Below are 21,129 nucleotides of genomic sequence, written 5' to 3'. Positions count from 1 at the left end.
GTCGGTGGATCACCCAACGAACTACTGAACCCCAAAACAGAACACGTGGACACACGCGGCATGCGAAACCCCGAAGAATTGATCCGCGAAAGTGCAGCGCCAAAGGATTTCATTGCGGTGAGCTGGAACCTGCATAAAGGCCGCACACCACTCGGCTTTCAGGCCTGGCAGGCCATGCAGCGCTGGGTGCAATCCACTCACGCGGACGCGTATTTTTTGCAGGAAGCGATGGCGCGGCGCATGCCGTCGCCGGTGCTGGCGAGCAGTTTCGGCGAACCGCTCGCCGATCCGTTGAGCGACGTCTGGCATTGCCAGGCGACCGAAATCGCGCGCGCGCTGGAACTGGAAATCGCGCTTGGGCCGAACGTGTTCAAGCCGTCGTGGCGGCACGGCAACGCGATTCTGTCGCCGCATCCGCTCGACCTCGGCGGTCGCTGGGACATCTCTGCGCATCGCTTCGAAAAGCGTGGTCTGCTGGTTGCGCGAGCCACGTTCGGCGGTCATTCGGTCACGCTGCTGTGTGCGCATCTCGCGCTCACGCGCTCGGCGCGTTTGCGGCAAATGACCTGGATCGCGCACTGGATCGAGAAGGAAGCGCCCGAAGGTCCGCTGGTTCTGGCCGGCGATTTCAACGACTGGCGTAACGATTCCGTGCCGCTGTTCGGCGAACATGGTCTGCACGAAGTGGCCACGCTGCTCGGCGAATCGGGCCGCACGTTCCCGGCGTTCTCGCCGGCGCTCGCGCTCGACAAGATGTTCGTGCGCGGCATGACGCCGATCGAATGGATCCAGCCGACGCAGGAAACCGCGTGGCTGTCGGATCATCTGCCTTATATGGCGCGCCTGCGGGTGGGGTAAGCGTGCGTCAGATCAGGTCGGTCCGGCGCGGCGTCCACGTCAGCGCCGCGACCATCCCTTCGCCTGGCTGCAACACGCAGCCGCCCACGTGTTCCCGCATGCCGACTGCGTTGAAGCAATCGGTGGTGTTGGTCACCGGTTCTACGCATAGCTGCGCATCGTCGGCGGGCGCGAATATCACCATGTGGTCGAACGGGGCGTCGGCGGTCATCGTCAGTTGACGGTGTTCGTCGGGCCACGCAATCGTCGCCTCGCGCGACCAGTTCGCGAAGTTGTTGTCGAGTTCGAACGCATCGGGTGACATGCCTTCACTTGCACGCAACGCGTCCACCGCGGGATGCGGACCGAGGTGGGTCGGCAGCACATCGGCGTCGGCGTGCCACATCGCCTGCACTTTCGCATGGACGCGTGTGCCCGCGGTGCGCGGATAGTACGGGTGATGTCCCATGCCGAACGGCATCGGACGATCCGCAAGATTGCGTGCCGACATCGTGATCCGCAGCGCGTCGCCGACCAGTTCGATACGCTGCGTCGCGCGATAGCGGTAAGGCCAGCCGCCGGGAATCCGCGCGTCCGGCTCATGCTCGAAATGCAATTCCACCGAACTCGCCGTGCGCTCGCCCACTTGCCACGGATGCCGCCATGCATTGCCATGCAGAGCATGCGCGAAGCGGGGATCGTTGCCGCCCAGATCGATCGTGCCGCCGCCGAATTCGAAGCGCGCGTCGCGAATCCGGTTGCAGTACGGAAATAGCGGAAAGCTCGCCATGAGCAGCGGGTCGCGTTGCTCGAAAGCCGCGTGTGTCGACGGCCGCAACCAGTGCACAGGACCTTCGGGCGTCGTCTCGTAGTACGCGGCGAGCGCGCCGCCGATCTCGGGTGCCAGCACGACGCGCATCGCGCCGGATCTTAGCGTGACGAGCGTCGGCGCAATCGCGGGAGCGTCGAGCCATGCGAGTTCGCCGACGGGCGGCCGCAGCGGATTCAAGGAAACGTCGTCGCGCATGGTCAGAAAAAGCAGGGCCTCAGGCGGATCGCGGAAGGAACGCGCATCGGTGTCTCCTATAACGTGCCGCGCACAACGCGCGACCGGCGGACCAGCGGGGTCCGCGCGACCGAGAATCGCACGCCGAAGCGCATCGGTCAATATTATTAGTAATAAATTTGCGCGAGATATCGGCTAAAGCACGTCATGAAAATCTCCCAGATGGCGGGTTAGCGCGCGTTGCCGCACGCATATTATTAGTGGTACCGTCGGAGCCACGATGCCACCGGCATGCCCCTGCTTTAGCGCCGCTGCGATGCGGCCCGCACAATGAAAAAATCGACTCAACGCCGCCCCACCATGACCGACATCGCCAAGCAGACTGGCGTGTCGCAATCGACTGTCTCACTGGTGCTCAACAACGCCACCGGCGCGAAGTTCTCCGAGGCGACCCGCAACAAGGTGTTGAAGGCCGCCCACGATCTCGGCTATCGCCTCTCGCTGCGCGAACCGCTGCCTGCGTCGACCGACGAACGCAATCTGATCGTCTATCTCGCCGACGAAATCTCGACCAGCCCGCATCCGGTGGTGAATATCGACGGCGCGCGCGACGCCGCCTATGCGAGCGGCAAGATGCTCGCGGTCTATTCGACGCACGGCAATGCCGACATCGAAAAGCAGGTGCTCGACACGACGCTGTCGAACCCGCACGTGTTCGGCGTGATCTACGCGACCGTCTACACGCGCAAGGTGACGCTGCCGGCCGCGTTGTCGAAGGTGCCGACCGTGCTGCTCAACTGCTACACGAGCGAAGGCGGGCTCTCCTCCGTGGTGCCGGCCGAGGTCGCGGGCGGCCATCTGGCGACCGACTACCTGCTGCAGGCGGGGCACCGGCGGATCGGCTATATCAACGGCGAACCGTGGCAGGACGCGTCGAAAGATCGCCTCAAGGGTTATCGCACCGCGCTCGCCACCGCCGACCTGCCGTACGCGCCGGAACTGGTGCGCGACGGCGACTGGAGCTCGGGTCTCGGCTTCGAACTCACGCTTTCGCTGATGCGCGAGCCGAACCCGCCGACCGCGATTTTCTGCGCGAACGACCTGACCGCGATCGGCGCGATCGAGGCGCTGAAACAGCTCGGCCACCGCGTCCCGGAAGACGTCTCGGTGCTCGGCTACGACGACCAGGAAATCGCCCGTCACACGCATCCGCCGCTCTCGACCGTGGTGCTGCCGAACTACGAACTGGGGCGCTGGGCCGTCGAAACGCTTTTGCAGGAGGAACACAACCGCGCGGCCGGCGCGCCGGTTCGGCACCGGCTGGTCAAACTCGACGGACCGCTTGTCGAACGCGCTTCGGTCAGGGTAATTACCGAGGCAAAAAAGCCAATAATTAATATTATTAGTGATTGACCGATAATAATTCTGGATGGAATAATCGGCACGACCGGTTACGTTGAAGCGCATCGGCCGGCAACAGAAACACAAAAAGCAAATACACCTCACCAGGTACTGGAGGAAGACATGGCGTCGTTCAACACGCAGTCGCGCAAACTCGCGCGCAAGCAGCAGATTCGTCCGCTGGCCGGTTCGCTGCTGGCTCTGGCCATCGGTTTCGGCGTCGCAACGGCCCACGCCGACGACGCGTTGCCGAAGCTGCCCACCAAGACCCCGCTGAAGGTCGGCTTCGCGCAGACCGAAAGCAACAATCCGTGGCGTCTCGCGGAAACCAAGAGCTTCAAGGACATCGCGGCGAAGTGCGGCTGGCAACTGGTCATGACCGACGCCAACAGCTCGAACTCGAAACAGGTGTCGGACATCCAGAGCATGATCGCGCAACACGTCGATCTGCTGGTGTTCCCGCCGCGTGAAGAAAAGCCGCTTGCGCCGATCGTGCTGCAGGCGAAGAAGGCCGGCATTCCGGTGATCCTCGTCGACCGCGACGTCGATCAGTCGGTCGCGAAGGCGGGCCGCGACTACATCACGTTCATCGGCTCGGACTTCATCGATCAAGGGCATCGCGCGGCCGACTGGCTCGTCAAGGCGACCGGCGGCAAGGCGAGGATCATCGAACTCGAAGGCACCACCGGCGCATCCGCCGCGAACGACCGCAAGAAGGGCTTCGACGAAGTGATCGCGAAGAACCCGGGCATGTCGATCATCGCGTCGCAAAGCGGCGACTTCGCACGCGACAAGGGTCGTCAGGTGATGGAAACGCTGTTGCAGGCGCATCCGGACGTGACCGCCGTCTACGCGCACAACGACGAAATGGCGCTCGGCGCGATCGCCGCGATCAAGGCCGCCGGCAAGCAGCCGGGCAAAGACATCCAGATCGTCACGATCGACGGCACCAAGGGCGGCATGGACGCGATCGCGGCCGGCGAACTCGGTGCGAGCGTGCAGTCGAGCCCGTTCTTCGGCCCGCTCGCGTGCGACGTCGCGCAGCGTTATGCGAAGGGCGAGAAGATCCCAACGTGGGTCAAGGTGTCCGACCGTTTCTACGACAAGAGCAACGTGCAACAGAGCATGCAGTACGGCTACTGAGCGGCTACTGAGCGGCTACTGAGCGGCGATTGAGCAGCTATTGAGCAGCTAAGGATCGACGGCCGCCGTCGTACGCGCAGTTTGGAGCTTGAGGGCAGTGCTTTAACGGAGCGTGCGCTCCGTGCCCGCAGGACGCCCCCGCCCCGAATCAGTCTCCTCGGGGGGCGGGCGGCGGGAAGGGTTCGGAGCGACGCGTTCGTGGCAGCACGGACCGTCGCTTCGCTTTTATGCGGCGTAAGATGGTTCGACGAGACCGCCGCCATAGAACGAAAACGAACGGCCAGCACGTGGAGCCGCATCCAGGCAGCTCCGCAGGCAGCACACGCATCAGGAGAACACCCGTGACGGAACCCGGCACAGAGACGCCGCACTCTCCCCTTACCCGTTCGCCGCTGCTCGAGATGCAGGACATCGGCATCAGCTTCGGCGGCGTCGCCGCGTTGCGCAGCGCCAATCTGAGCGTAGCGGCGGGTGAAGTACACGCGCTGATCGGCCAGAACGGCGCGGGCAAATCGACGATGATCAAGATCCTGACCGGCGCGTATCGGCGCGGTTCAGGCAGCGTGCGCTTCGAAGGACGCGAAGTCGATTTCCGCACGCCGAAGCAGGCGCGCGAAGCCGGCATCAGCACGATCTATCAGGAGATCAACCTGGTGCCGTTCCGCTCGGTCGCGGAAAACATTTTTCTCGGCCGCGAGCCGCGCCGTTTCGGACTGATCGACTGGCGCGCGGTGCAAACACGCGCCGCCGCGCTGCTCGAATCGTTCGGTTTGCAGATCGACGTGAAGAAACCCGTCGGCCGCTATTCGACCGCGATCCAGCAGATGGTGGCGCTGGCGCGCGCGGTGTCGTCGGACGCGAAGATGGTGATCATGGACGAGTCCACGTCGTCGCTCGACGAGCGCGAAGTGGAACTGCTGTTCAACGTCGTGCGCAAGCTGCGTGACGACGGCCGCGCGGTGATCTTCGTGTCGCACCGGCTCGACGAACTGTATGCGCTGTGCGATCGCGTCACCGTGATGCGCGACGGCCAGACGGTCGCGCAAAGCACGATGGCGGAGATGGACAAACTGCAACTCGTCACGACGATGCTCGGCCGCACGCTCGCCGCCGTCGTGCAGGAAGACGCCGCCGCGCGCGAAGCCAATCTGGCGCGGCGCGGCAAGGAAGCGATCGCCGCGACGCAACTCAGCGCCCATCCGAAAGTGAGCGACGTGTCGCTGCAAGTGCATGCGGGCGAAGCAGTCGGCCTCGCCGGCCTCCTCGGTTCGGGCCGCACTGAAACCATGCGGCTGATGTTCGGCGCGGATGCGCTCGAGCACGGTTCTGTCGCGATCGGCGGAGAGAAGGTCGCGCTGAAATCGCCGCAAGACGCGATCGCACGCGGCCTTGCGTATCTCACCGAAGACCGCAAGGCCGAAGGCATCGTCCCCGAACTCTCGGTACGCGACAACCTCACGCTGGTGTGCCTGCGCACGCTGACAAAAAACGGCGTCGTCGACGTGAAGAAACAGCGGGCGATCGTCGAGCGCTTTATCGCGTCGCTCGGCATCAAGCTGCGGTCAGCCGACCAGCCGATCCGCGAACTGTCCGGCGGCAATCAGCAGAAGGTTCTGCTCGCGCGCTGGCTGGCGGCCGAGCCGTCGTTGCTGTTGCTCGACGAACCGACGCGGGGGATCGACGTCGGCGCTAAAGCGGACGTCGCGAAGATCGTGCGCGAACTGCGCGACGCCGGCATGGCCGTGCTGCTGTCCGCATCGGAACTCGAGGAACTGACTGCGGTGGCCGACCGCGCGGTGGTGATCCGCGACGGCCGCACCGTCGCCGAACTGAACGGCGCGGACATGAGCGAGACCGCGATCATGGACGCCATCGCGTACGGCAGCGAAGGTCCGTCGCAACTGGCCGAAGCCGCGCAAACGGCCCACGCCGCACACATCGAAGACGCGTTGGAGGGCGACCGTCATGGCGCTTAAGTTGCACACCGAAACCGCCGCGCCGCTGCCCGCCGGCGCACCGCGCACGAAACCGTCCACCACGGTGAAGAAATGGCGCCACCTGGCGATGCAGCGTGAAGTGATCGTGCTGCTGGCGATGGTGCTCTTCAACCTGATCTTCACACCGCATTTCTGGTCGCTGCAAACCTTCAACGTCAACATGACGCAGGTGGTGACGATCGTGATCGTCGGCATCGGGATGACGCTGGTGGTCGCGACGGGCGGCATCGATCTGTCGGTGGGCGCGTCGATGGCGATCTCCGGCGCGCTCGCGCCGATGCTGTTCATGAACATCGCGGGACCCGGCGGGATCGCGCTCGCGTTCGTGCTGCCGGTGCTGGCCGCCGCGCTGTGCGGCGTGTTCAACGGCTTGCTGGTGACGAGGCTCTCCGTGCAGCCGATTGTCGCGACGCTGGTGCTGTTCATCGCCGGACGCGGGATCGCGCAAGTCGTCACCGACGGCAGCCTGCAGGCGTTCAACGATCCCGCGTTCCAGTGGATCGCGCTCGGCAAGGTGGCCGGCGTGCCGTTCCAGGTGTTGCTGATGCTCGCGCTGGTGCTGCTGTTCGCGTGGGTCGTGCGCAAAACGCTGTTCGGCCAGTATCTGCTGATCACCGGCGGCAACGAAAAGGCCGCCTACCTGTGCGGCGTGCCGACGGCCACCGTCAAGCTGATCGCGTACACGCTGTGCGCGGCGCTCGCCGGTCTCGCGGGACTGATTTCGATCTCGGTGAATTCGTCGTCGGATGCCAATGTGGTCGGGCTCGGCGTCGAGCTCGATGCGATCGCCGCGGTGGCGGTCGGCGGCACGGCGCTGACAGGCGGCAAAGCGTATATCGGCGGCACGCTGATCGGCGCGCTGATCATCCAGTTGCTGCGCTATACGCTGCTCGCGCACGGTATTCCGGACGCGGCGGCGCTGGTGGTCAAGGCCGGCATCATCGTCGCGGCCGTCTACGTGCAACGGCGCTCGCGCTGATGTTTGAACCACTCCTGGATTCGTCGCGATGAAAAAGAATCTCCCTATCCTGCTCGCGCTCGCTGCGCTCGTCGTGCTCGGCCTCGTGCGCTATGAGCATTTCGGCTCGGCGTACAACATCACGTCGTTCTGGCGCTACAACTCGATGTTCGCGCTGATCTCGATCGGCATGGCTTTCGTGATCATCACGGGCGGCATCGACCTGTCGGTCGGCACGGTGGCCGCGCTGGCCAGCGTCGTCGCCGCGCTCACCAGCGTGCACGGCGGCTGGGTCGCGGTGCTGGCGGGCTGCGGCGCGGGCCTCGCGGTCGGCGTGCTGAACGGCCTGATCATCACGCGGCTGAAGATCCTGCCCTTCATCGTGACGCTCGCGACCAGCCTCGGCGCGCACGGCATCGCGCTGCTGCTGGGCAAGAACGACGCGGTATCGATCGACTCCGCGTCGAACTTCGGCAACTTCGGCCAGGGCGATCTGTTCGGACTGCCGATTCCGGGCATCGTCGCCGTGGTGGCGGCCGTAGCCGGCTGGCTCGCGCTGCGCAGCACGCGCTTCGGCCGGCATTCGCTCGCGATCGGCGGCAGCGAGGAAGCGGCGCGGCTGATGGGACTCAACGTCGACCGGACGCTGGTGATGGCTTATGCGGTCAGCGGCCTGCTGGCCGGCATGGCGGGCGTGATCCTCGCCGCGCAATTCGGCGCGGGTCAGCCGAACGAAGGCGTGGGCTGGGAGCTGTTCGCGATCTCGGCGGTGGTGCTCGGCGGCACGTTGCTGACCGGCGGCGAAGGCTCGATTGCGATGACGATCGCCGGCGTGCTGTTGCTCGGGCTCGTGTTCAATCTGTTGAACTTCGAAAACGGGCTCGGCTTCATCAGTCTGTCGGCGTACTGGCAATCGGTGATTCGCGGGGTGTTCCTGCTGCTGGTGATCGTGCTGCAAGCGCGTGTGTTGAAGCAGCGCGGCAGAAGGCGCGTTGCCGCTCCGGCGTGACCGGAACGCGTAACTCTGGAATCTTTGTTCTGCCTGACTCTCCAGCGATAGATCGAATCGTAGACTCACCTTTGTGTACCAAAACGGCACGGCACACCTGCGCAATGCGAAGCTCGCCGTGCTACGCCGCCGCGCCGCGTGCAATTCAGCCTTAAAGACCCGATCCGCTCGCCTTTCCCGCCGTTTTGCCAGTTTTGTCATGAGGGTCAATGCTGCAGCGCACGGCGGGTTTCGGTATCATCCTGAAAATGTTGCCCGCGCGGCGCGCCTATCCGGCGCATGCCGGACATCCGATGGCAGCCGCCCTGCGCGGCTTTCGCCCATCGCCGAACTCTTGCTGAAGCGCGGCTGCAATCACGCCGACGTTCTTTCCGGCGCCGGTCGTATCGACCAGCGGCGCCAACGCTTCCAGGTCCGGTAACCCGCATCACCACGCTCAACCGCCACGCCGCCGCCCTCGGGCAGCGAGCGCGGTAAAATAGCGGATTGCGCGCGATTCCCGATTAACGGATCAGCGCAGCATCGCCCTTGCCGTGCCGGCCGGCTAGAACGACTGGCCGCCTTTGTTTTCGCACTATTCAAGAAGCCATGAGCAACCTGAACTCACAAACCGTCCTGAGCGTCCATCACTGGACCGATACGCTTTTCAGCTTCACCTGCACGCGCGATCCGTCGTTCCGTTTCGAAAACGGCCAGTTCACGATGGTGGGCCTCGAAGTCGACGGCAAGCCGCTGATCCGCGCATACAGTCTCGCGAGCGCGAATTACGAAGAGCACCTCGAATTCCTGAGCATCAAGGTGCAAGACGGCCCGCTCACGTCGCGCCTGCAGCATCTGAAGGTCGGCGACGAAGTCCTGATCGGCAAGAAGCCGGTCGGCACGCTGATGGCCGACAACCTGCTGCCGGGCAAGACGCTGTGGCTGCTGTCCACCGGCACGGGCCTCGCGCCGTTCATGTCGATCATCAAGGACCCGGACATTTACGACCGCTACGAGCGCGTGGTGCTCACGCACACCTGCCGTTTCGTCGACGAACTGGCGTACAAGGAATACATCACGGATCATTTGCCGGCACACGAGCATCTGGGCGAGTTGGTGCAGGAAAAGCTGCTGTACTACCCGACGGTCACGCGTGAAGCGTTCCAGAACCGCGGCCGCATCACCGAGCTGATCGAAACCGAAAAGCTGTTCGCCGACCTCGGCGTGCCGGGCTTCTCGCTCGAAAACGACCGCGTGATGCTGTGCGGCAGCCCGCACATGCTGCGCGACACCCGCAAGCTGCTCGACGACCTCGGTTTCGAGGAAGGCAGCAACAATGCGCCGGGTCACTACGTGGTCGAAAAGGCGTTCGTCGGCTAAGCGAACAACGTCGAGCGGCAACGATCGGCGGCAAGCACCCGATTTTCGCGGCGAGTGTCGCGTTCCAGCAAAAAGGAGCCTCCGGGCTCCTTTTTTGTTGTCGCAAGAATTTTTCGCAGTTACTTTCACAGTTACAAATGGACGACAGATTTAACCTTCGCCGTAGGCATTCTTCCTACAAAAGTGTTGTCACAGATCATCAACCATTGCATCAAATGTAGGCGCTAACCCTTGGTACACCTGCATTTTTTCTTTTTTTGCGATATGATCGCGGCGCATCGGCCAATTGTCTAACTACGTGCCGTTTGTTACTGAATGTAAATTTCGTTACGCCACGCCGTAGCGATAACTGTAGGATTTGTCCGTCGCGTATTTTTCCCGCGGCGATGCACCTGGAGGCAAGAGATTCGCATGCGTTCTTTCGTCTTCGCGCAGCCGATGCGCAGCCGCTCTGCTGTCCACAGCGCTTCCTGAGAAGGCAAGTCATGGATACGTCGACTGTCGTCCCGTTCAACCGCCGCCCCACTCCCTCTTCCGATACTGAGCGCGAACTCGCCAGGCTGCGGGCACGCGTGCGCGAACTGTCGGCTGAACTGGTGCAGGCGCAGGAAGCCGCCTGCAGGCACGTCGCCCGCGAACTGCATGACGGCGTAGGCGCGGAGCTGACCGCGACGCGCTTCGCGCTCGCCGGCGTCGAAACCTGGCTGCCGGCCGACGCGCCGCCGCAATGCGCGGCCGCGCTTGCGGTTGCGAACCGCTCGCTCGACGCGGTGTGCGACGCGAGCCGCCAGGTCGTTGCGGAACTGCACGCGCCTTCGCTGGAAGCGGGGATCGTCAGCACGCTCGCGCAATGGACCGGCGATTTCGCCGCGCGTACGCATCTGCGCACCAGCTTTGTCTGCGCCGCCGACGTGCGGCTCACCCGCCTGCCGGCCGACGCGGTGCTGGCCGTATTCCGCGTCGCCCAGGAAGCGCTGAACAACATCGCCAAGCACGCGCGCGCCGAAGCGGCGGACGTGCGCATCGAAGCCGGCCGCCGTCATCTGAAGCTTTTCATCAGCGACGACGGCATCGGCCTGACGCGCAACGCCCGCGTGCGCCGCGGCCATTTCGGCCTCGCCGGCATGCGGGCGCGCTGCGCTGCATTCGACGGCACGCTGCGCGTCGGTTCACGCCGCGGCCACGGCAAGGAGCCGCGCGGCACCGTCGTGTCTGCGCGTTTCGCATGGGACGCGATGCTGGACGTCGCGCCCGCCCCCGAGCGCCGCGCGCTGCAATCGTGAACGCCTTGTCATGAGCCTGCGCATCCTGCTCGTCGACGACCACGTGGTGGTCCGCCAGGGCGTCCGCCAGTTGCTGCTCGACCGCGGCGTGGCGCGCGAAGTCATCGAAGCGGAAACCGGCGCCGAAGCGCTCGACGAAGTCGCCAACCGCGGCTACGACGTCGTGCTGCTCGACATCTCACTGCCCGACATGAACGGCGTGGAAGTGCTCAAACGCCTGAAACGCAAAGCACCGCGCGTGGCCGTGCTGATGTTTTCGATGTACCGCGAAGACCAGTACGCGGTGCGCGCGCTGAAAGCGGGCGCGGCCGGCTATCTGTCGAAAACCGTCGACGCCAAGCAGATGATCGGCGCGATCCAGCAGGTCGCGGCGGGCCGCAAATACGTGAGCCCGGAGATGGCCGAGGCGCTCGCCGACTACATCTCGTTCGACGGCGAGCAGTTGCCGCACGAAAAGCTCTCCGACCGCGAATATCAAACCCTCTGCATGCTGGCTTCGGGCAAACGCCTGACCGACATCGCGAACACGTTGTCGCTGTCGGTGAAGACGGTCAGCGTGTATCGCACCCGTCTGCTCGAGAAGATGAAGTTGCGCAACAACGCCGAACTCACCTTCTACGTGATGAGCAATCGCCTCGTCGATCTGAATCCGGCGATGGCGGGCTGAGCGGCGCGCGCCCGCGTTGCCGCTTTTCCTCGAGCCGTTCGCAACACCCTCCTCAAATCGCGCACCGCATGGTGCAACCCGCGGCGCAACCCACAGCGCATAAGCCCGGTGTCGGGACGCGCATCCGTTAAAATCCAGGGTTTCCCGACATTCGGCGCGCAAGATGCGTGCACTACTGGAGACCCACCGCCAATGTCCCTGTTCCGCAAGAAGAACGTCGAGCAGATGATCGCCGCGAGCGCTCAAACCGCCGGCCTGAAGAAAGCGCTCGGCGCGCTCGATCTGACTTTCCTCGGCGTCGGCGCCATCATCGGCACCGGCATTTTCGTGCTGACCGGCACCGGTGCGGTTCAGGCCGGCCCGGCGTTGATGATCTCGTTTCTGATCGCGGCCGTGGCGTGCGGGTTCGCCGCGCTCGCCTACGCCGAGTTCGCGTCGACGATTCCGGTCGCGGGTTCGATCTACACGTATTCGTACGCAACGCTCGGCGAACTGGCCGCGTGGATCATCGGCTGGGACTTGATGCTCGAATACGGGCTCGCCACCTCGGCGGTCTCGGTGGGCTGGTCGGGCTATCTGCAATCGCTGCTGTCCGGCTTCGGCATCTCGCTGCCGGTCGCGTTGACGGCCGCGCCCGGCGCATTGCCCGGCCACGACACGCTGTTCAACCTGCCGGCGTTCCTCGTGATGATGGCGATCACCGCGTTGTTGTCGGTGGGCATCCGCGAATCGGCGCGGATCAACAACGTGATGGTCGCGATCAAGGTGACCGTGGTGCTACTGGTGATCGGCGTGGGCGTATTCCACGTGACGCCCGCGAACTGGCATCCGTTCATGCCGAACGGCTGGAACGGCGTGTTCGGCGCAGCGGCGGTGATGTTCTTCGCGTTCATCGGCTTCGATGCGGTGTCGTCCGCGTCGGAAGAGGTGAAGAACCCGAAGCGCGATCTGCCGATCGGCATCATTGCGTCGCTCGGCGTATGCGCGGTGCTGTATGTGGCGGTGGCGGCCGTCGTGACGGGGATCGTGCCGTCCGCGCAGTTTGCGAACATTTCGCACCCGGTCTCGTACGCATTGCAAGTGGCGGGGCAAAAGTGGGTCGCCGGTTTCATCGACCTCGGCGCGGTGCTCGGCATGCTGACCGTGATTCTGGTGATGGCCTATGGTCAAACGCGCGTGGTGTTCGCGATGTCGCGCGACGGACTGTTGCCCGCGAAGCTCTCCAAGGTGCATCCGAAATTCGCCACGCCGTTCTTCACGACCTGGCTGGTGGGGATTTTCTTCGGCCTGATCGGCGCGCTGGTGCCGCTGAACGTGCTCGCCGAATTGATCAACATCGGCACGCTGGCCGCGTTTTCGATGGTGTCGATCGCGGTGCTCGTATTGCGTCGAACCCACCCCGAACTGCCGCGCGCGTTTCGCTGCCCGGGCGTGCCGGTCGTGCCGGTTCTCGCGGTGGCGTCCTGCCTGTTCCTGATGATCAATCTGCAGGCGGTGACCTGGCTCGCGTTCGTGGTCTGGCTGGTGATCGGCATGGCCATTTACTTCGGCTATTCGCGCCGTCATTCGAAGCTGGCGCATAAGGGCTAAGGTTTTTCGCGTTCTCGTTTACTCGTTCTACCCTCCGCGGCGCTGTCCGGCTCGATGCCGACAGCGCCGCTGCTTTTCCCGCCCCGTCAAATCACCCGCCTCGCGCTGGTAATCCAGCACACTTCCCCTCATAGCGCGACCGCCCGATTTGTGCTTTACTTTTCGGCACACTCATAAAAAAACCGCAGTCCCGCATCGGACCCCACGAAGCAGGCAGCTGAAGGCAACGCAACACAGAGCAAAGGTCCGGTCTCATCCCACAGCATGGGACCCGAGTCACGCGCGATCGAACCAGGGTCAGCGCGAACTCGGGTCGACAGGAGACAGTTCATGGCGATCAGCATCAGTCTGACGGTGAACGGCGCGACCATCAGCGCCTCAATCGACCCCACCACCCTGCTTGTCCAGTTCCTGCGCGATCAGCTTCGGCTGACCGGCACGCACGTCGGCTGCGATACCGCGCAATGCGGCGCGTGCACCGTGCATCTGAACGGACGCGCGATCAAGTCCTGCAACATGCTCGCGGTGCAGGCCGAAGGGGCGACGATCACCACCATCGAAGGCCTCGCCACCCACGGCGTGCTGCATCCGATGCAAGCGGCCTTCAAACACTGCCACGGGCTGCAATGCGGTTTCTGTACGCCGGGCATGGTGATGAGCGCGGTGTCGCTGGTTCAGCGTCAACCCGATCTCACCGGTGACGACGTCCGCGCGCAGCTCGACGGCAATCTGTGCCGCTGTACGGGCTATCACAACATCGTCAAGGCCGTGCTCGAAGGCGCCGCAGGAATGAAGTCCGCCGGCTCGGCCAGCGCCGCCGCCGGTGCGGGCACGCAGGACCAGCCGGCCGCCGCGCCGGTCGCCGCCTGAGGAGCCGACGATGAACGCACCCGACACCCATCTGATCGGCGCTTCCGTCGAACGTAAGGAAGACTATCGATTCCTGACCGGCAACGGCCAGTACACCGACGACATCGTCCTGCCCCAGCAAACCTACGCGGTATTCCTGCGCTCGCCGCACGCGCACGCGAGGATCAACAGCATCGACACGGCCGCGGCGAAGCAGTCGCCCGGTGTGGTCGCGATCTTCACCGGCGCGGACATGGCGGCGGAAAATGTCGGCGGGCTGCCGTGCGGCTGGCTGATCCACAGCACCGACGGCAAACCGATGAACGAGCCGCCACATCCGATCATCGCGCACACGAAGGTGCGGCACGTCGGCGACCAGGTCGCGCTGGTGATCGCCGATTCGATCAAGGCCGCGAAAGACGCAGCGGAATTGATCGACGTGGATTACGACGTGCTGCCCGCCGTGGTCGACACCGCACATGCGGCCGATCCAGGCCAGGCCGCGGTGCACGACGAAGTACCTGACAACGTCTGCTACAACTGGGGCCACGGCGACAAGGCCGCGACCGACGCCGCGTTCGCGAAAGCCGCACACGTCACCACGCTCGACATCGTCAACAACCGGCTGATCCCGAACGCGATCGAACCGCGCGCGGTCAACGCGAGCTACTCGGTGCAGGACGACAGCTACACGCTGTATGTCGCGAACCAGAACCCGCATGTGGAGCGGCTGCTCATGGCCGCGTTCGTGCTGTCGCTGCCGGAGTCGAAACTGCGCGTGATCGCGCCGGACGTCGGCGGCGGTTTCGGCTCGAAGATTTTCCTGTACGCCGAAGACGTCGCGCTGACGTGGGCGTCGAAGAAAATCCGGCGACCGGTCAAATGGACCGCCGAGCGTTCGGAGGCTTTCGTGTCGGATGCGCATGGCCGCGACCACGTGACCCACGCCGAACTCGCCATGGACGCCGACGGCAAGTTCCTCGCGATGCGCATCCATACGATCGCCAACATGGGTGCGTATCTGTCGACGTTCGCGTCGAGCGTGCCGACCATCCTCTACGCGACGCTGCTCGCGGGACAGTACGCGACGCCCGCGATCTATGCCGAAGTGAAGGCGGTCTTCACCAACACGGTTCCGGTCGACGCGTATCGCGGCGCGGGCCGGCCTGAAGCGACTTACGTAGTGGAACGCCTCGTCGAAACCGCCGCGCGCGACATGAAGCTCGATCCGGCGGAAATCCGCCGCCGCAACTTCATCCGCGAGTTTCCGTACGCGACACCGGTAGGCCTCACATACGACACCGGCGATTACGAAACCATCCTCGCGCGCTCGCTGGAACTTGCCGACGTCAAAGGCTTCCCCGCGCGTAAGCAGGAATCCGAACGGAACGGCAAGCTACGCGGTCTTGGCTACTCGTGCTACATCGAAGCCTGCGGTCTCGCGCCGTCGAATATCGCGGGTGCGCTCGGTGCACGCGCAGGGCTCTTCGAAGTCGGTCAGATTCGCGTGCATCCGACCGGTTCGGTCACCGTGTTCACCGGCTCGCACAGTCACGGCCAGGGGCACGAGACCACGTTCGCGCAGGTGGTGGCCGACCGGCTCGGCATTGCACTGGAAAGCGTCGAGATCGTGCACGGCGACACCGGTCGCATTCCGTTCGGCATGGGCACGTACGGTTCGCGCTCGATCGCGGTGGGCGGCTCGGCGATCATGAAAGCGCTCGACAAGATCGAAGCGAAGGCGAAGAAGATCGCCGCGCATCTGCTCGAAGCGGCGGCCGAAGACATCGAGTTCAAGGACGGCGTATTCCGCGTCGCCGGCACGGACCGCACCAAGGCGTTCGCGGAAATCTCGCTCGCCGCGTACGTGCCGCACAACTATCCGCTCGACGTGCTCGAACCGGGCCTCGAAGAAAGCGCGTTCTACGACCCGACCAACTTCACCTATCCGTCCGGCGCGTACATCTGCGAGATCGAAGTCGATCCGGACACGGGCGTGTGCCGGATCCAGCAGTTCACCGCAGTGGACGACTTCGGCAACGTGATCAATCCGATGATCGTCGAGGGCCAGGTGCACGGCGGACTCGCGCAGGGGATCGGTCAGGCGATGCTGGAGCGCTGCGTGTACGACAACGACAGCGGCCAGTTGCTGTCCGGCTCGTATATGGACTACGCGATGCCGCATGCGTCCGATCTGCCGGACTTCACCGTCGAAACCGCGAAGGGCACGCCGTGCACGCACAATCCGCTCGGCGTGAAAGGCTGCGGCGAAGCGGGCGCGATCGGCTCGCCGCCCGCGGTGATCAACGCGATCCTCGATGCGCTCGCGCCGCTCGGCGTGACCGATCTGCAAATGCCGGCCACGCCGCATCGCGTGTGGTCCGCGATTCATGCAGCGAAGCCGTCCCACTGAGATCCTGAGCGGAGCATCCGACATGTATTCATTCGAGTATCAACGCGCGACGGATCCGCAAGCGGCCGCCGCAGCACTCGCCGCCGACAGCGACGCGAAGTTCGTCGCCGGCGGTCAAAGCCTGTTGCCGACCATGCGCCTGCGTCTCGCGCAGCCCTCGCAACTGATCGACGTCACGCGTATTCCCGCGCTCAGGACGATCGCGGTCGACGCGACCCACGTGACGATCGGCGCGGCCGTCTGTCACGCGGACGTAGCCGACCACGCGGAACTGCGGCGGATCGTGCCGGGCCTCGCCGACCTCGCCGCGCACATCGGCGATCGCCAGGTGCGCGCGCTCGGCACGATCGGCGGTTCGCTCGCCAATAACGACCCGGCTGCCTGCTATCCGGCCGCGGCGCTGGCGTTGGACGCGACGATCGTCACCGACCGGCGGCGCATCGCGTCCGCCGATTTCTTTGTCGGCATGTACGAGACCGCGCTGGCGCCGGACGAACTGATTGTCGCCGTCGAATTTCCGGTGCCGGAAAAAGCGGCCTACGAGAAATTCCGCAATCCGGCTTCGCACTTCGCGCTGGCCGGCGTGTTCGTCGCGAAGTTCGCGAGCGACGTGCGGGTGGCGGTGACGGGCGCGGCGGCGTCGGTGTTTCGCGTGCCGGAGCTGGAGCAGGCGCTGAGCGCGAATTTCACGCCCGACGCAGCGCGCGCGGTGACAATCTCCGACACCGATCTGAACACCGACATGCACGCGAGTGCCGCGTATCGCGCGCATCTGATTCCGGTGCTGGCAGCGCGGGCGGTGGCGAAGGCGAGCGGCTAGCATGCAGCCCGCTTCAAAGCTTCCTTCAAAGCCCGCCTCAATCGACGACACTCTCGCGCAGCTCGCCGTGCAGAATTACTTCGCCAGCCGCGAACTCGCGACGGCGCTGTATCTCGCGCTGCGCATGGAGCGGCCGTTGTTCGTCGAAGGCGAGCCGGGTGTCGGCAAGACCGAGCTCGCGAAAGCGGCGGCCGGCATGCTCGGCACGTCGATGTTGCGGCTGCAATGCTACGAAGGACTCGATACGGCCAGCGCGCTGTACGAGTGGGACTATCCGCGGCAGATCATGGCGCTGCGGCTCGCCGAAGCGGCCGGCGAGCGGCCCGGCAACGACACGCTGTATCGCAGCGAATTCCTGCTGAAGCGTCCGCTGCTGCAGGCGCTGATGCCCGACGAACATCATCCGGGCGCGCGGCGCGTGCTGCTGATCGACGAGATCGATCGTGCCGACGAGCCGTTCGAAGCGTTTCTGCTGGAACTGCTGTCGGACTTTCAGGTGTCGATTCCCGAATACGGCACGGTGCGCGCGGTGCAGCCGCCGCTCGTCGTGATGACGTCGAACCGCACGCGCGAAGTGCACGACGCGTTGAAGCGCCGCTGTCTGTATCAGTGGATCGGCTATCCCGAGCGCGATCGCGAACTGGCGATCGTCGCCGCGCGCGCGCCGGATACGTCGGCGGAATTGCAGCGGCGCGCGGTGGATTTCGTGCATCGGCTGCGCGGCATGGATCTGTTCAAGGCGCCCGGCATCGCCGAAACGATCGACTGGTGCCGCGCGCTCGACGCGTTGTCGGTGACGGAACTCGATCCGCAATCGGTGCAGAACACGCTCGGCGTGCTGCTGAAGTATCAGGACGATCTTGCGCGCGTCGACGCGGTGCAGATCGCACACTGTCTCGCCGTACCGGAGTAATGGCGATGACTCGCACGACGCAGACAACCGCCGCATCTTCCACTCCCCCCATTCTGGCCCGCAACGTCGTGCATTTCATCCGCGTGCTGCGCGCCGCCGGTCTGCCGATGTCGCCGGCGCAGGCCGTCGACGCGCTCGCCGCGTTGCACTGGATCGACCTCGGCCGGCGCGACGACGTGCGCGCCGCGCTCGCCGCGACGGTCGTCAGCGCGCCCGATCAACGCGACCTGTTCAACGCGGCCTTCGAACTGTTCTGGCGCGACCCCGATTGGGAAGGCAAGCTGCGCGCGCTGCTGCTGCCGAAAGTGCGCGACGGACTGCCGCCGCCCAAACGCAACAACCGTCTCGCGGACGCCCTCGCGGTGCGCGCGCCGCGCCCGGCGCACGGCAAACCGCCGCCGGAAACCGGCCAGCACGAACTGCGCGCACACCTGAGCTTCAGCGCGGAAGAGCGCTTGCGTCACCGCGATTTCGACACTCTTTCCGCCGACGAATGGCGCACGCTGCGTCATCTGATCCGTGGCCAGCGCGTGCCGCTCGCGACCGAGCCGACGCGCCGCCTGAAAGCCGCGTCGCACGGCACGCATGCGGACCTGCGCGCGAGTGCGCGGCATGCGGTGCGCGCGGGTGGCGACTGGACGGTGTGGAAGTATCGCGCGGTGGTCGAACGCAAACCGCCGCTGGTGCTGCTGCTCGATATCTCTGGTTCGATGAGCAACTATTCGCGCGCGGTGCTGTACTACTGCCACGCGTTGCTGCAATCGCGCGAACGCCTGCAGGTGTTCCTGTTCGGCACCCGTCTCACGAACGCGACGCGCGCGTTGCGCGAACGCGATCCCGATGTGGCGATCGCGGCGCTGACCGATCAGGTGGTCGACTGGTCGGGCGGCACGCGGATCGGCGCGGCGCTCGCCGAATTCAACCGGCGCTGGGCACGACGCGTGCTGACCGGTCGCGCGACCGTGCTGCTCGTCACCGACGGCCTCGACCACGAAGCGATCGACGTGCTCGACACCGAAATGGCCCGCTTGCGCCGCTTCGCGCACCGAATCGTGTGGCTCAATCCGCTGTTGCGTTTCAGCGGTTTTTCACCGAAGGCGCGCGGCGTGCAGGCGATCCTGCCGTATGTCGACGCGCATCGGCCGGTTCATAACCTGGACAGTCTGGCCGCATTCGGCCGCGACCTCGCGCATCTGACACAGCTCAAGCAGTTCACGCGCGCGCCGCGTCTCGCCGGATCCACCACGACAACCGCGGGAGCAATGCCATGGAATTGAGCGAAACTCATACGCTGCCGGTTTCGCAGCAACGCGCGTGGGATGCCTTGAACGACACGGAGATATTGCGCGCGTGCATCCCCGGTTGCGAGAGCATCGATCCGGACGGCGACAATGCGTATGCCGTGGTGATGAGTGCATCGGTAGGTCCGGTGAAGGCGCGCTTCAAAGGACGCATGCAGTTGACCGGGATCGACGCGCCCAATACCTACACCATCGTGTTCGAAGGTCAGGGCGGCGCTGCCGGCTTCGGCAAAGGCAATGCGCGCGTCACGCTCGAACCGGCAAGCGAGGCGGCGACGACACTCACTTACGTCGCGAGCGCCCAGGTCGGCGGCAAGCTTGCGCAGATCGGCTCGCGGCTCGTCGACGGCGCGGCGCGTAAAATCGCCGGCGAATTCTTCAAGCGCTTCGGCGCGCAGGTAGGCGGCGACGCCACGGCGCCGGATGACGGCCCGCCAGCAGCCGCCGCCACAGCAGCGCAGAATACGGAATCGACTCCGGCGCCGGCCCCCCAATCCGACGGCGAAGCAACCGAAGAACCGGAAGGAACAGCAGGAACCAAGAGGAAGAAATCATGGACAGCGTGGATCTCGAAGTCCTGAAGAGCAGCGCACGCTGGCTCGCGGAAGGACATCGCGCGCTACTGGTCACGGTGGTGAAGACGTGGGGCTCGTCGCCGCGTCCCGAAGGCGCGATGCTCGCCGTACGCGACGACGGTCTGGTGGTCGGCTCGGTATCGGGCGGTTGCATCGAAGACGATCTGATCGAGCGCGTCCGGCAACGCGGGATCGAGCAGACGCATCCGGAAGCGGTCAAGTACGGCATTTCGGCGGAGGAGGCGCATCGCTTCGGTTTGCCGTGCGGCGGCACGATCCAGTTGGTGCTCGAACCGCTGACGCCGCAAAGCGGCATCGCCGAGCTGTGCAACGCGGTGGAAGACGGCCGCCTCGTCGCGCGCGAAGTCGTTATGGCGACGGGCGCGGTGCGCCTCGACGCGGCGCTGGCCACCGACGGCGTGCATTTCGACGGCGAACGTCTGCTGACGATTCACGGCCCGCGTTACCGGATGCTGGTGATCGGCGCGGGGCAATTGTCGCGCTACCTGTGCAACATCGCGGTCGGCCTCGACTATCAGGTGACCGTGTGCGACCCGCGCGAGGAATACACGGAGGAATGGAACATCCCCGGCACGAAAATCGTCCGCACGATGCCGGACGATACCGTGACCGACATGAAACTCGACGAACGCTGCGCGGTGATCGCGTTGACACACGACCCGAAGCTCGACGATCTCGCGCTGATGGAAGCGTTGAAGACGCCGGCGTTTTATGTCGGCGCGTTGGGGTCGCGACGGAACAACCAGGCGCGCCGCGAACGTCTGAAGGAATTCGATCTGAACGACACCGAACTGGCCCGGTTGCATGGGCCGGTTGGGATTTACATCGGCAGCCGCACGCCGCCGGAGATAGCCGTGTCGATTCTCGCCGAGGTGACGGCGGCCAAGAACGGCGTGTCGTTGCCGACCTTGTTGCAGGTAGAAGGCGCAAAAGCCGCGCGGGAGATCGCGGCTTCCGGTGGCGCGGCGTGTAGCGTCTGAAGAAGCG

The 21,129-nt window shown here is 64.9% G+C and carries 19 protein-coding genes; 18 read left to right on the top strand and 1 reads right to left on the bottom strand.

Annotated features, from left to right (window positions below; translation table 11 throughout):
• The first annotated feature begins 60 nt into the window (after positions 1-60).
• Positions 61-858 carry an endonuclease/exonuclease/phosphatase family protein gene (locus tag PQQ51_RS22880; protein WP_408499121.1) on the top strand — a complete coding sequence of 266 codons (798 nt, stop codon included), beginning with the start codon at positions 61-63 and terminating at the stop codon, positions 856-858.
• Positions 859-865: 7 nt separating this feature from the next.
• On the opposite strand, the gene PQQ51_RS22875 is transcribed toward PQQ51_RS22880, so the two are convergent.
• On the bottom strand, positions 866-1,864 hold the full coding sequence (locus PQQ51_RS22875) for an aldose 1-epimerase (RefSeq protein WP_408499119.1): 999 nt from the start codon (positions 1,862-1,864) through the stop codon (positions 866-868).
• Between the two features lie 339 nt (positions 1,865-2,203).
• On the opposite strand from PQQ51_RS22875, the gene PQQ51_RS22870 reads away from it, so the two are divergent.
• From PQQ51_RS22870 to PQQ51_RS22790, 17 genes are all read left to right on the top strand, one after another.
• Complete coding sequence (locus tag PQQ51_RS22870) at positions 2,204-3,256, top strand: LacI family DNA-binding transcriptional regulator (protein WP_408499117.1); 1,053 nt, start codon at positions 2,204-2,206, stop codon at positions 3,254-3,256.
• A gap of 111 nt (positions 3,257-3,367) precedes the next feature.
• Positions 3,368-4,387 (top strand): ABC transporter substrate-binding protein, encoded by a 1,020-nt coding sequence (locus PQQ51_RS22865; RefSeq protein ID WP_408499116.1) that lies wholly within the window; start codon positions 3,368-3,370, stop codon positions 4,385-4,387.
• 401 nt (positions 4,388-4,788) lie between these two features.
• The gene (locus tag PQQ51_RS22860; protein WP_408499152.1) at positions 4,789-6,363 is read left to right on the top strand and encodes a sugar ABC transporter ATP-binding protein; all 1,575 of its coding nucleotides are present in this window, start codon (positions 4,789-4,791) and stop codon (positions 6,361-6,363) included.
• Positions 6,353-7,363, top strand: coding sequence for an ABC transporter permease (locus PQQ51_RS22855; protein ID WP_408499114.1), 1,011 nt, complete (start codon positions 6,353-6,355; stop codon positions 7,361-7,363). Before PQQ51_RS22860 ends, PQQ51_RS22855 begins: the two co-directional genes overlap by 11 nt.
• Positions 7,364-7,391: 28 nt before the next feature.
• Positions 7,392-8,351 (top strand): ABC transporter permease, encoded by a 960-nt coding sequence (locus PQQ51_RS22850; RefSeq protein ID WP_408499112.1) that lies wholly within the window; start codon positions 7,392-7,394, stop codon positions 8,349-8,351.
• Between the two features lie 73 nt (positions 8,352-8,424).
• Entirely contained in the window at positions 8,425-8,772 is a 348-nt protein-coding gene (locus PQQ51_RS22845; RefSeq protein ID WP_408499110.1) for a hypothetical protein, read from the top strand.
• Between the two features lie 167 nt (positions 8,773-8,939).
• The gene (locus tag PQQ51_RS22840) at positions 8,940-9,710 is read left to right on the top strand and encodes a ferredoxin--NADP reductase (protein WP_408499108.1); all 771 of its coding nucleotides are present in this window, start codon (positions 8,940-8,942) and stop codon (positions 9,708-9,710) included.
• Positions 9,711-10,195: 485 nt separating this feature from the next.
• Positions 10,196-10,993 (top strand): sensor histidine kinase, encoded by a 798-nt coding sequence (locus PQQ51_RS22835; protein WP_408499107.1) that lies wholly within the window; start codon positions 10,196-10,198, stop codon positions 10,991-10,993.
• Positions 10,994-11,003: 10 nt separating this feature from the next.
• A complete protein-coding gene (gene rqpR / locus PQQ51_RS22830; protein WP_408499105.1) occupies positions 11,004-11,660 on the top strand; it encodes a response regulator transcription factor RqpR in 657 nt (218 codons plus the stop codon).
• Positions 11,661-11,852: 192 nt separating this feature from the next.
• Complete coding sequence (bcaP, locus tag PQQ51_RS22825; protein WP_408499103.1) at positions 11,853-13,250, top strand: branched-chain amino acid transporter BcaP; 1,398 nt, start codon at positions 11,853-11,855, stop codon at positions 13,248-13,250.
• A gap of 330 nt (positions 13,251-13,580) precedes the next feature.
• Entirely contained in the window at positions 13,581-14,120 is a 540-nt protein-coding gene (locus PQQ51_RS22820; RefSeq protein ID WP_408499101.1) for a (2Fe-2S)-binding protein, read from the top strand.
• A 10-nt stretch (positions 14,121-14,130) separates the two neighbouring features.
• Positions 14,131-16,512, top strand: a complete 2,382-nt coding sequence (locus PQQ51_RS22815) for a xanthine dehydrogenase family protein molybdopterin-binding subunit (RefSeq protein ID WP_408499099.1) — start codon at positions 14,131-14,133, stop codon at positions 16,510-16,512.
• Between the two features lie 22 nt (positions 16,513-16,534).
• Entirely contained in the window at positions 16,535-17,332 is a 798-nt protein-coding gene (locus tag PQQ51_RS22810) for an FAD binding domain-containing protein (RefSeq protein WP_408499097.1), read from the top strand.
• A 1-nt stretch (position 17,333) separates the two neighbouring features.
• Positions 17,334-18,245, top strand: coding sequence for an AAA family ATPase (locus PQQ51_RS22805; RefSeq protein WP_408499095.1), 912 nt, complete (start codon positions 17,334-17,336; stop codon positions 18,243-18,245).
• 5 nt (positions 18,246-18,250) lie between these two features.
• Complete coding sequence (locus PQQ51_RS22800) at positions 18,251-19,522, top strand: vWA domain-containing protein (protein WP_408499094.1); 1,272 nt, start codon at positions 18,251-18,253, stop codon at positions 19,520-19,522.
• A complete protein-coding gene (locus PQQ51_RS22795; protein ID WP_408499092.1) occupies positions 19,513-20,127 on the top strand; it encodes an SRPBCC family protein in 615 nt (204 codons plus the stop codon). The genes PQQ51_RS22800 and PQQ51_RS22795 overlap by 10 nt, the downstream gene beginning before the upstream one ends.
• Positions 20,100-21,122, top strand: a complete 1,023-nt coding sequence (locus PQQ51_RS22790) for an XdhC family protein (protein ID WP_408499090.1) — start codon at positions 20,100-20,102, stop codon at positions 21,120-21,122. The genes PQQ51_RS22795 and PQQ51_RS22790 overlap by 28 nt, the downstream gene beginning before the upstream one ends.
• Positions 21,123-21,129 lie beyond the last annotated feature (7 nt).

Source organism: Paraburkholderia xenovorans (genome assembly GCF_046030735.1).
In the GTDB taxonomy this organism is placed as follows: domain Bacteria; phylum Pseudomonadota; class Gammaproteobacteria; order Burkholderiales; family Burkholderiaceae; genus Paraburkholderia; species Paraburkholderia xenovorans_A.
Note: the sequence above shows the minus strand (reverse complement) of the source record. Positions and strands in the feature narration are given on the sequence as shown.

Coding starts and splice junctions, on each gene's coding strand:
- PQQ51_RS22880 (WP_408499121.1), top strand. CDS start 61: ATGCGAAACCCCGAAGAATTGATCCGCGAAAGTGCAGCGCCAAAGGAT.
- PQQ51_RS22875 (WP_408499119.1), bottom strand. CDS start 1,864: ATGCGCGACGACGTTTCCTTGAATCCGCTGCGGCCGCCCGTCGGCGAA.
- PQQ51_RS22870 (WP_408499117.1), top strand. CDS start 2,204: ATGACCGACATCGCCAAGCAGACTGGCGTGTCGCAATCGACTGTCTCA.
- PQQ51_RS22865 (WP_408499116.1), top strand. CDS start 3,368: ATGGCGTCGTTCAACACGCAGTCGCGCAAACTCGCGCGCAAGCAGCAG.
- PQQ51_RS22860 (WP_408499152.1), top strand. CDS start 4,789: ATGCAGGACATCGGCATCAGCTTCGGCGGCGTCGCCGCGTTGCGCAGC.
- PQQ51_RS22855 (WP_408499114.1), top strand. CDS start 6,353: ATGGCGCTTAAGTTGCACACCGAAACCGCCGCGCCGCTGCCCGCCGGC.
- PQQ51_RS22850 (WP_408499112.1), top strand. CDS start 7,392: ATGAAAAAGAATCTCCCTATCCTGCTCGCGCTCGCTGCGCTCGTCGTG.
- PQQ51_RS22840 (WP_408499108.1), top strand. CDS start 8,940: ATGAGCAACCTGAACTCACAAACCGTCCTGAGCGTCCATCACTGGACC.
- PQQ51_RS22835 (WP_408499107.1), top strand. CDS start 10,196: ATGGATACGTCGACTGTCGTCCCGTTCAACCGCCGCCCCACTCCCTCT.
- rqpR (WP_408499105.1), top strand. CDS start 11,004: ATGAGCCTGCGCATCCTGCTCGTCGACGACCACGTGGTGGTCCGCCAG.
- bcaP (WP_408499103.1), top strand. CDS start 11,853: ATGTCCCTGTTCCGCAAGAAGAACGTCGAGCAGATGATCGCCGCGAGC.
- PQQ51_RS22820 (WP_408499101.1), top strand. CDS start 13,581: ATGGCGATCAGCATCAGTCTGACGGTGAACGGCGCGACCATCAGCGCC.
- PQQ51_RS22815 (WP_408499099.1), top strand. CDS start 14,131: ATGAACGCACCCGACACCCATCTGATCGGCGCTTCCGTCGAACGTAAG.
- PQQ51_RS22810 (WP_408499097.1), top strand. CDS start 16,535: ATGTATTCATTCGAGTATCAACGCGCGACGGATCCGCAAGCGGCCGCC.
- PQQ51_RS22805 (WP_408499095.1), top strand. CDS start 17,334: ATGCAGCCCGCTTCAAAGCTTCCTTCAAAGCCCGCCTCAATCGACGAC.
- PQQ51_RS22800 (WP_408499094.1), top strand. CDS start 18,251: ATGACTCGCACGACGCAGACAACCGCCGCATCTTCCACTCCCCCCATT.
- PQQ51_RS22795 (WP_408499092.1), top strand. CDS start 19,513: ATGGAATTGAGCGAAACTCATACGCTGCCGGTTTCGCAGCAACGCGCG.
- PQQ51_RS22790 (WP_408499090.1), top strand. CDS start 20,100: ATGGACAGCGTGGATCTCGAAGTCCTGAAGAGCAGCGCACGCTGGCTC.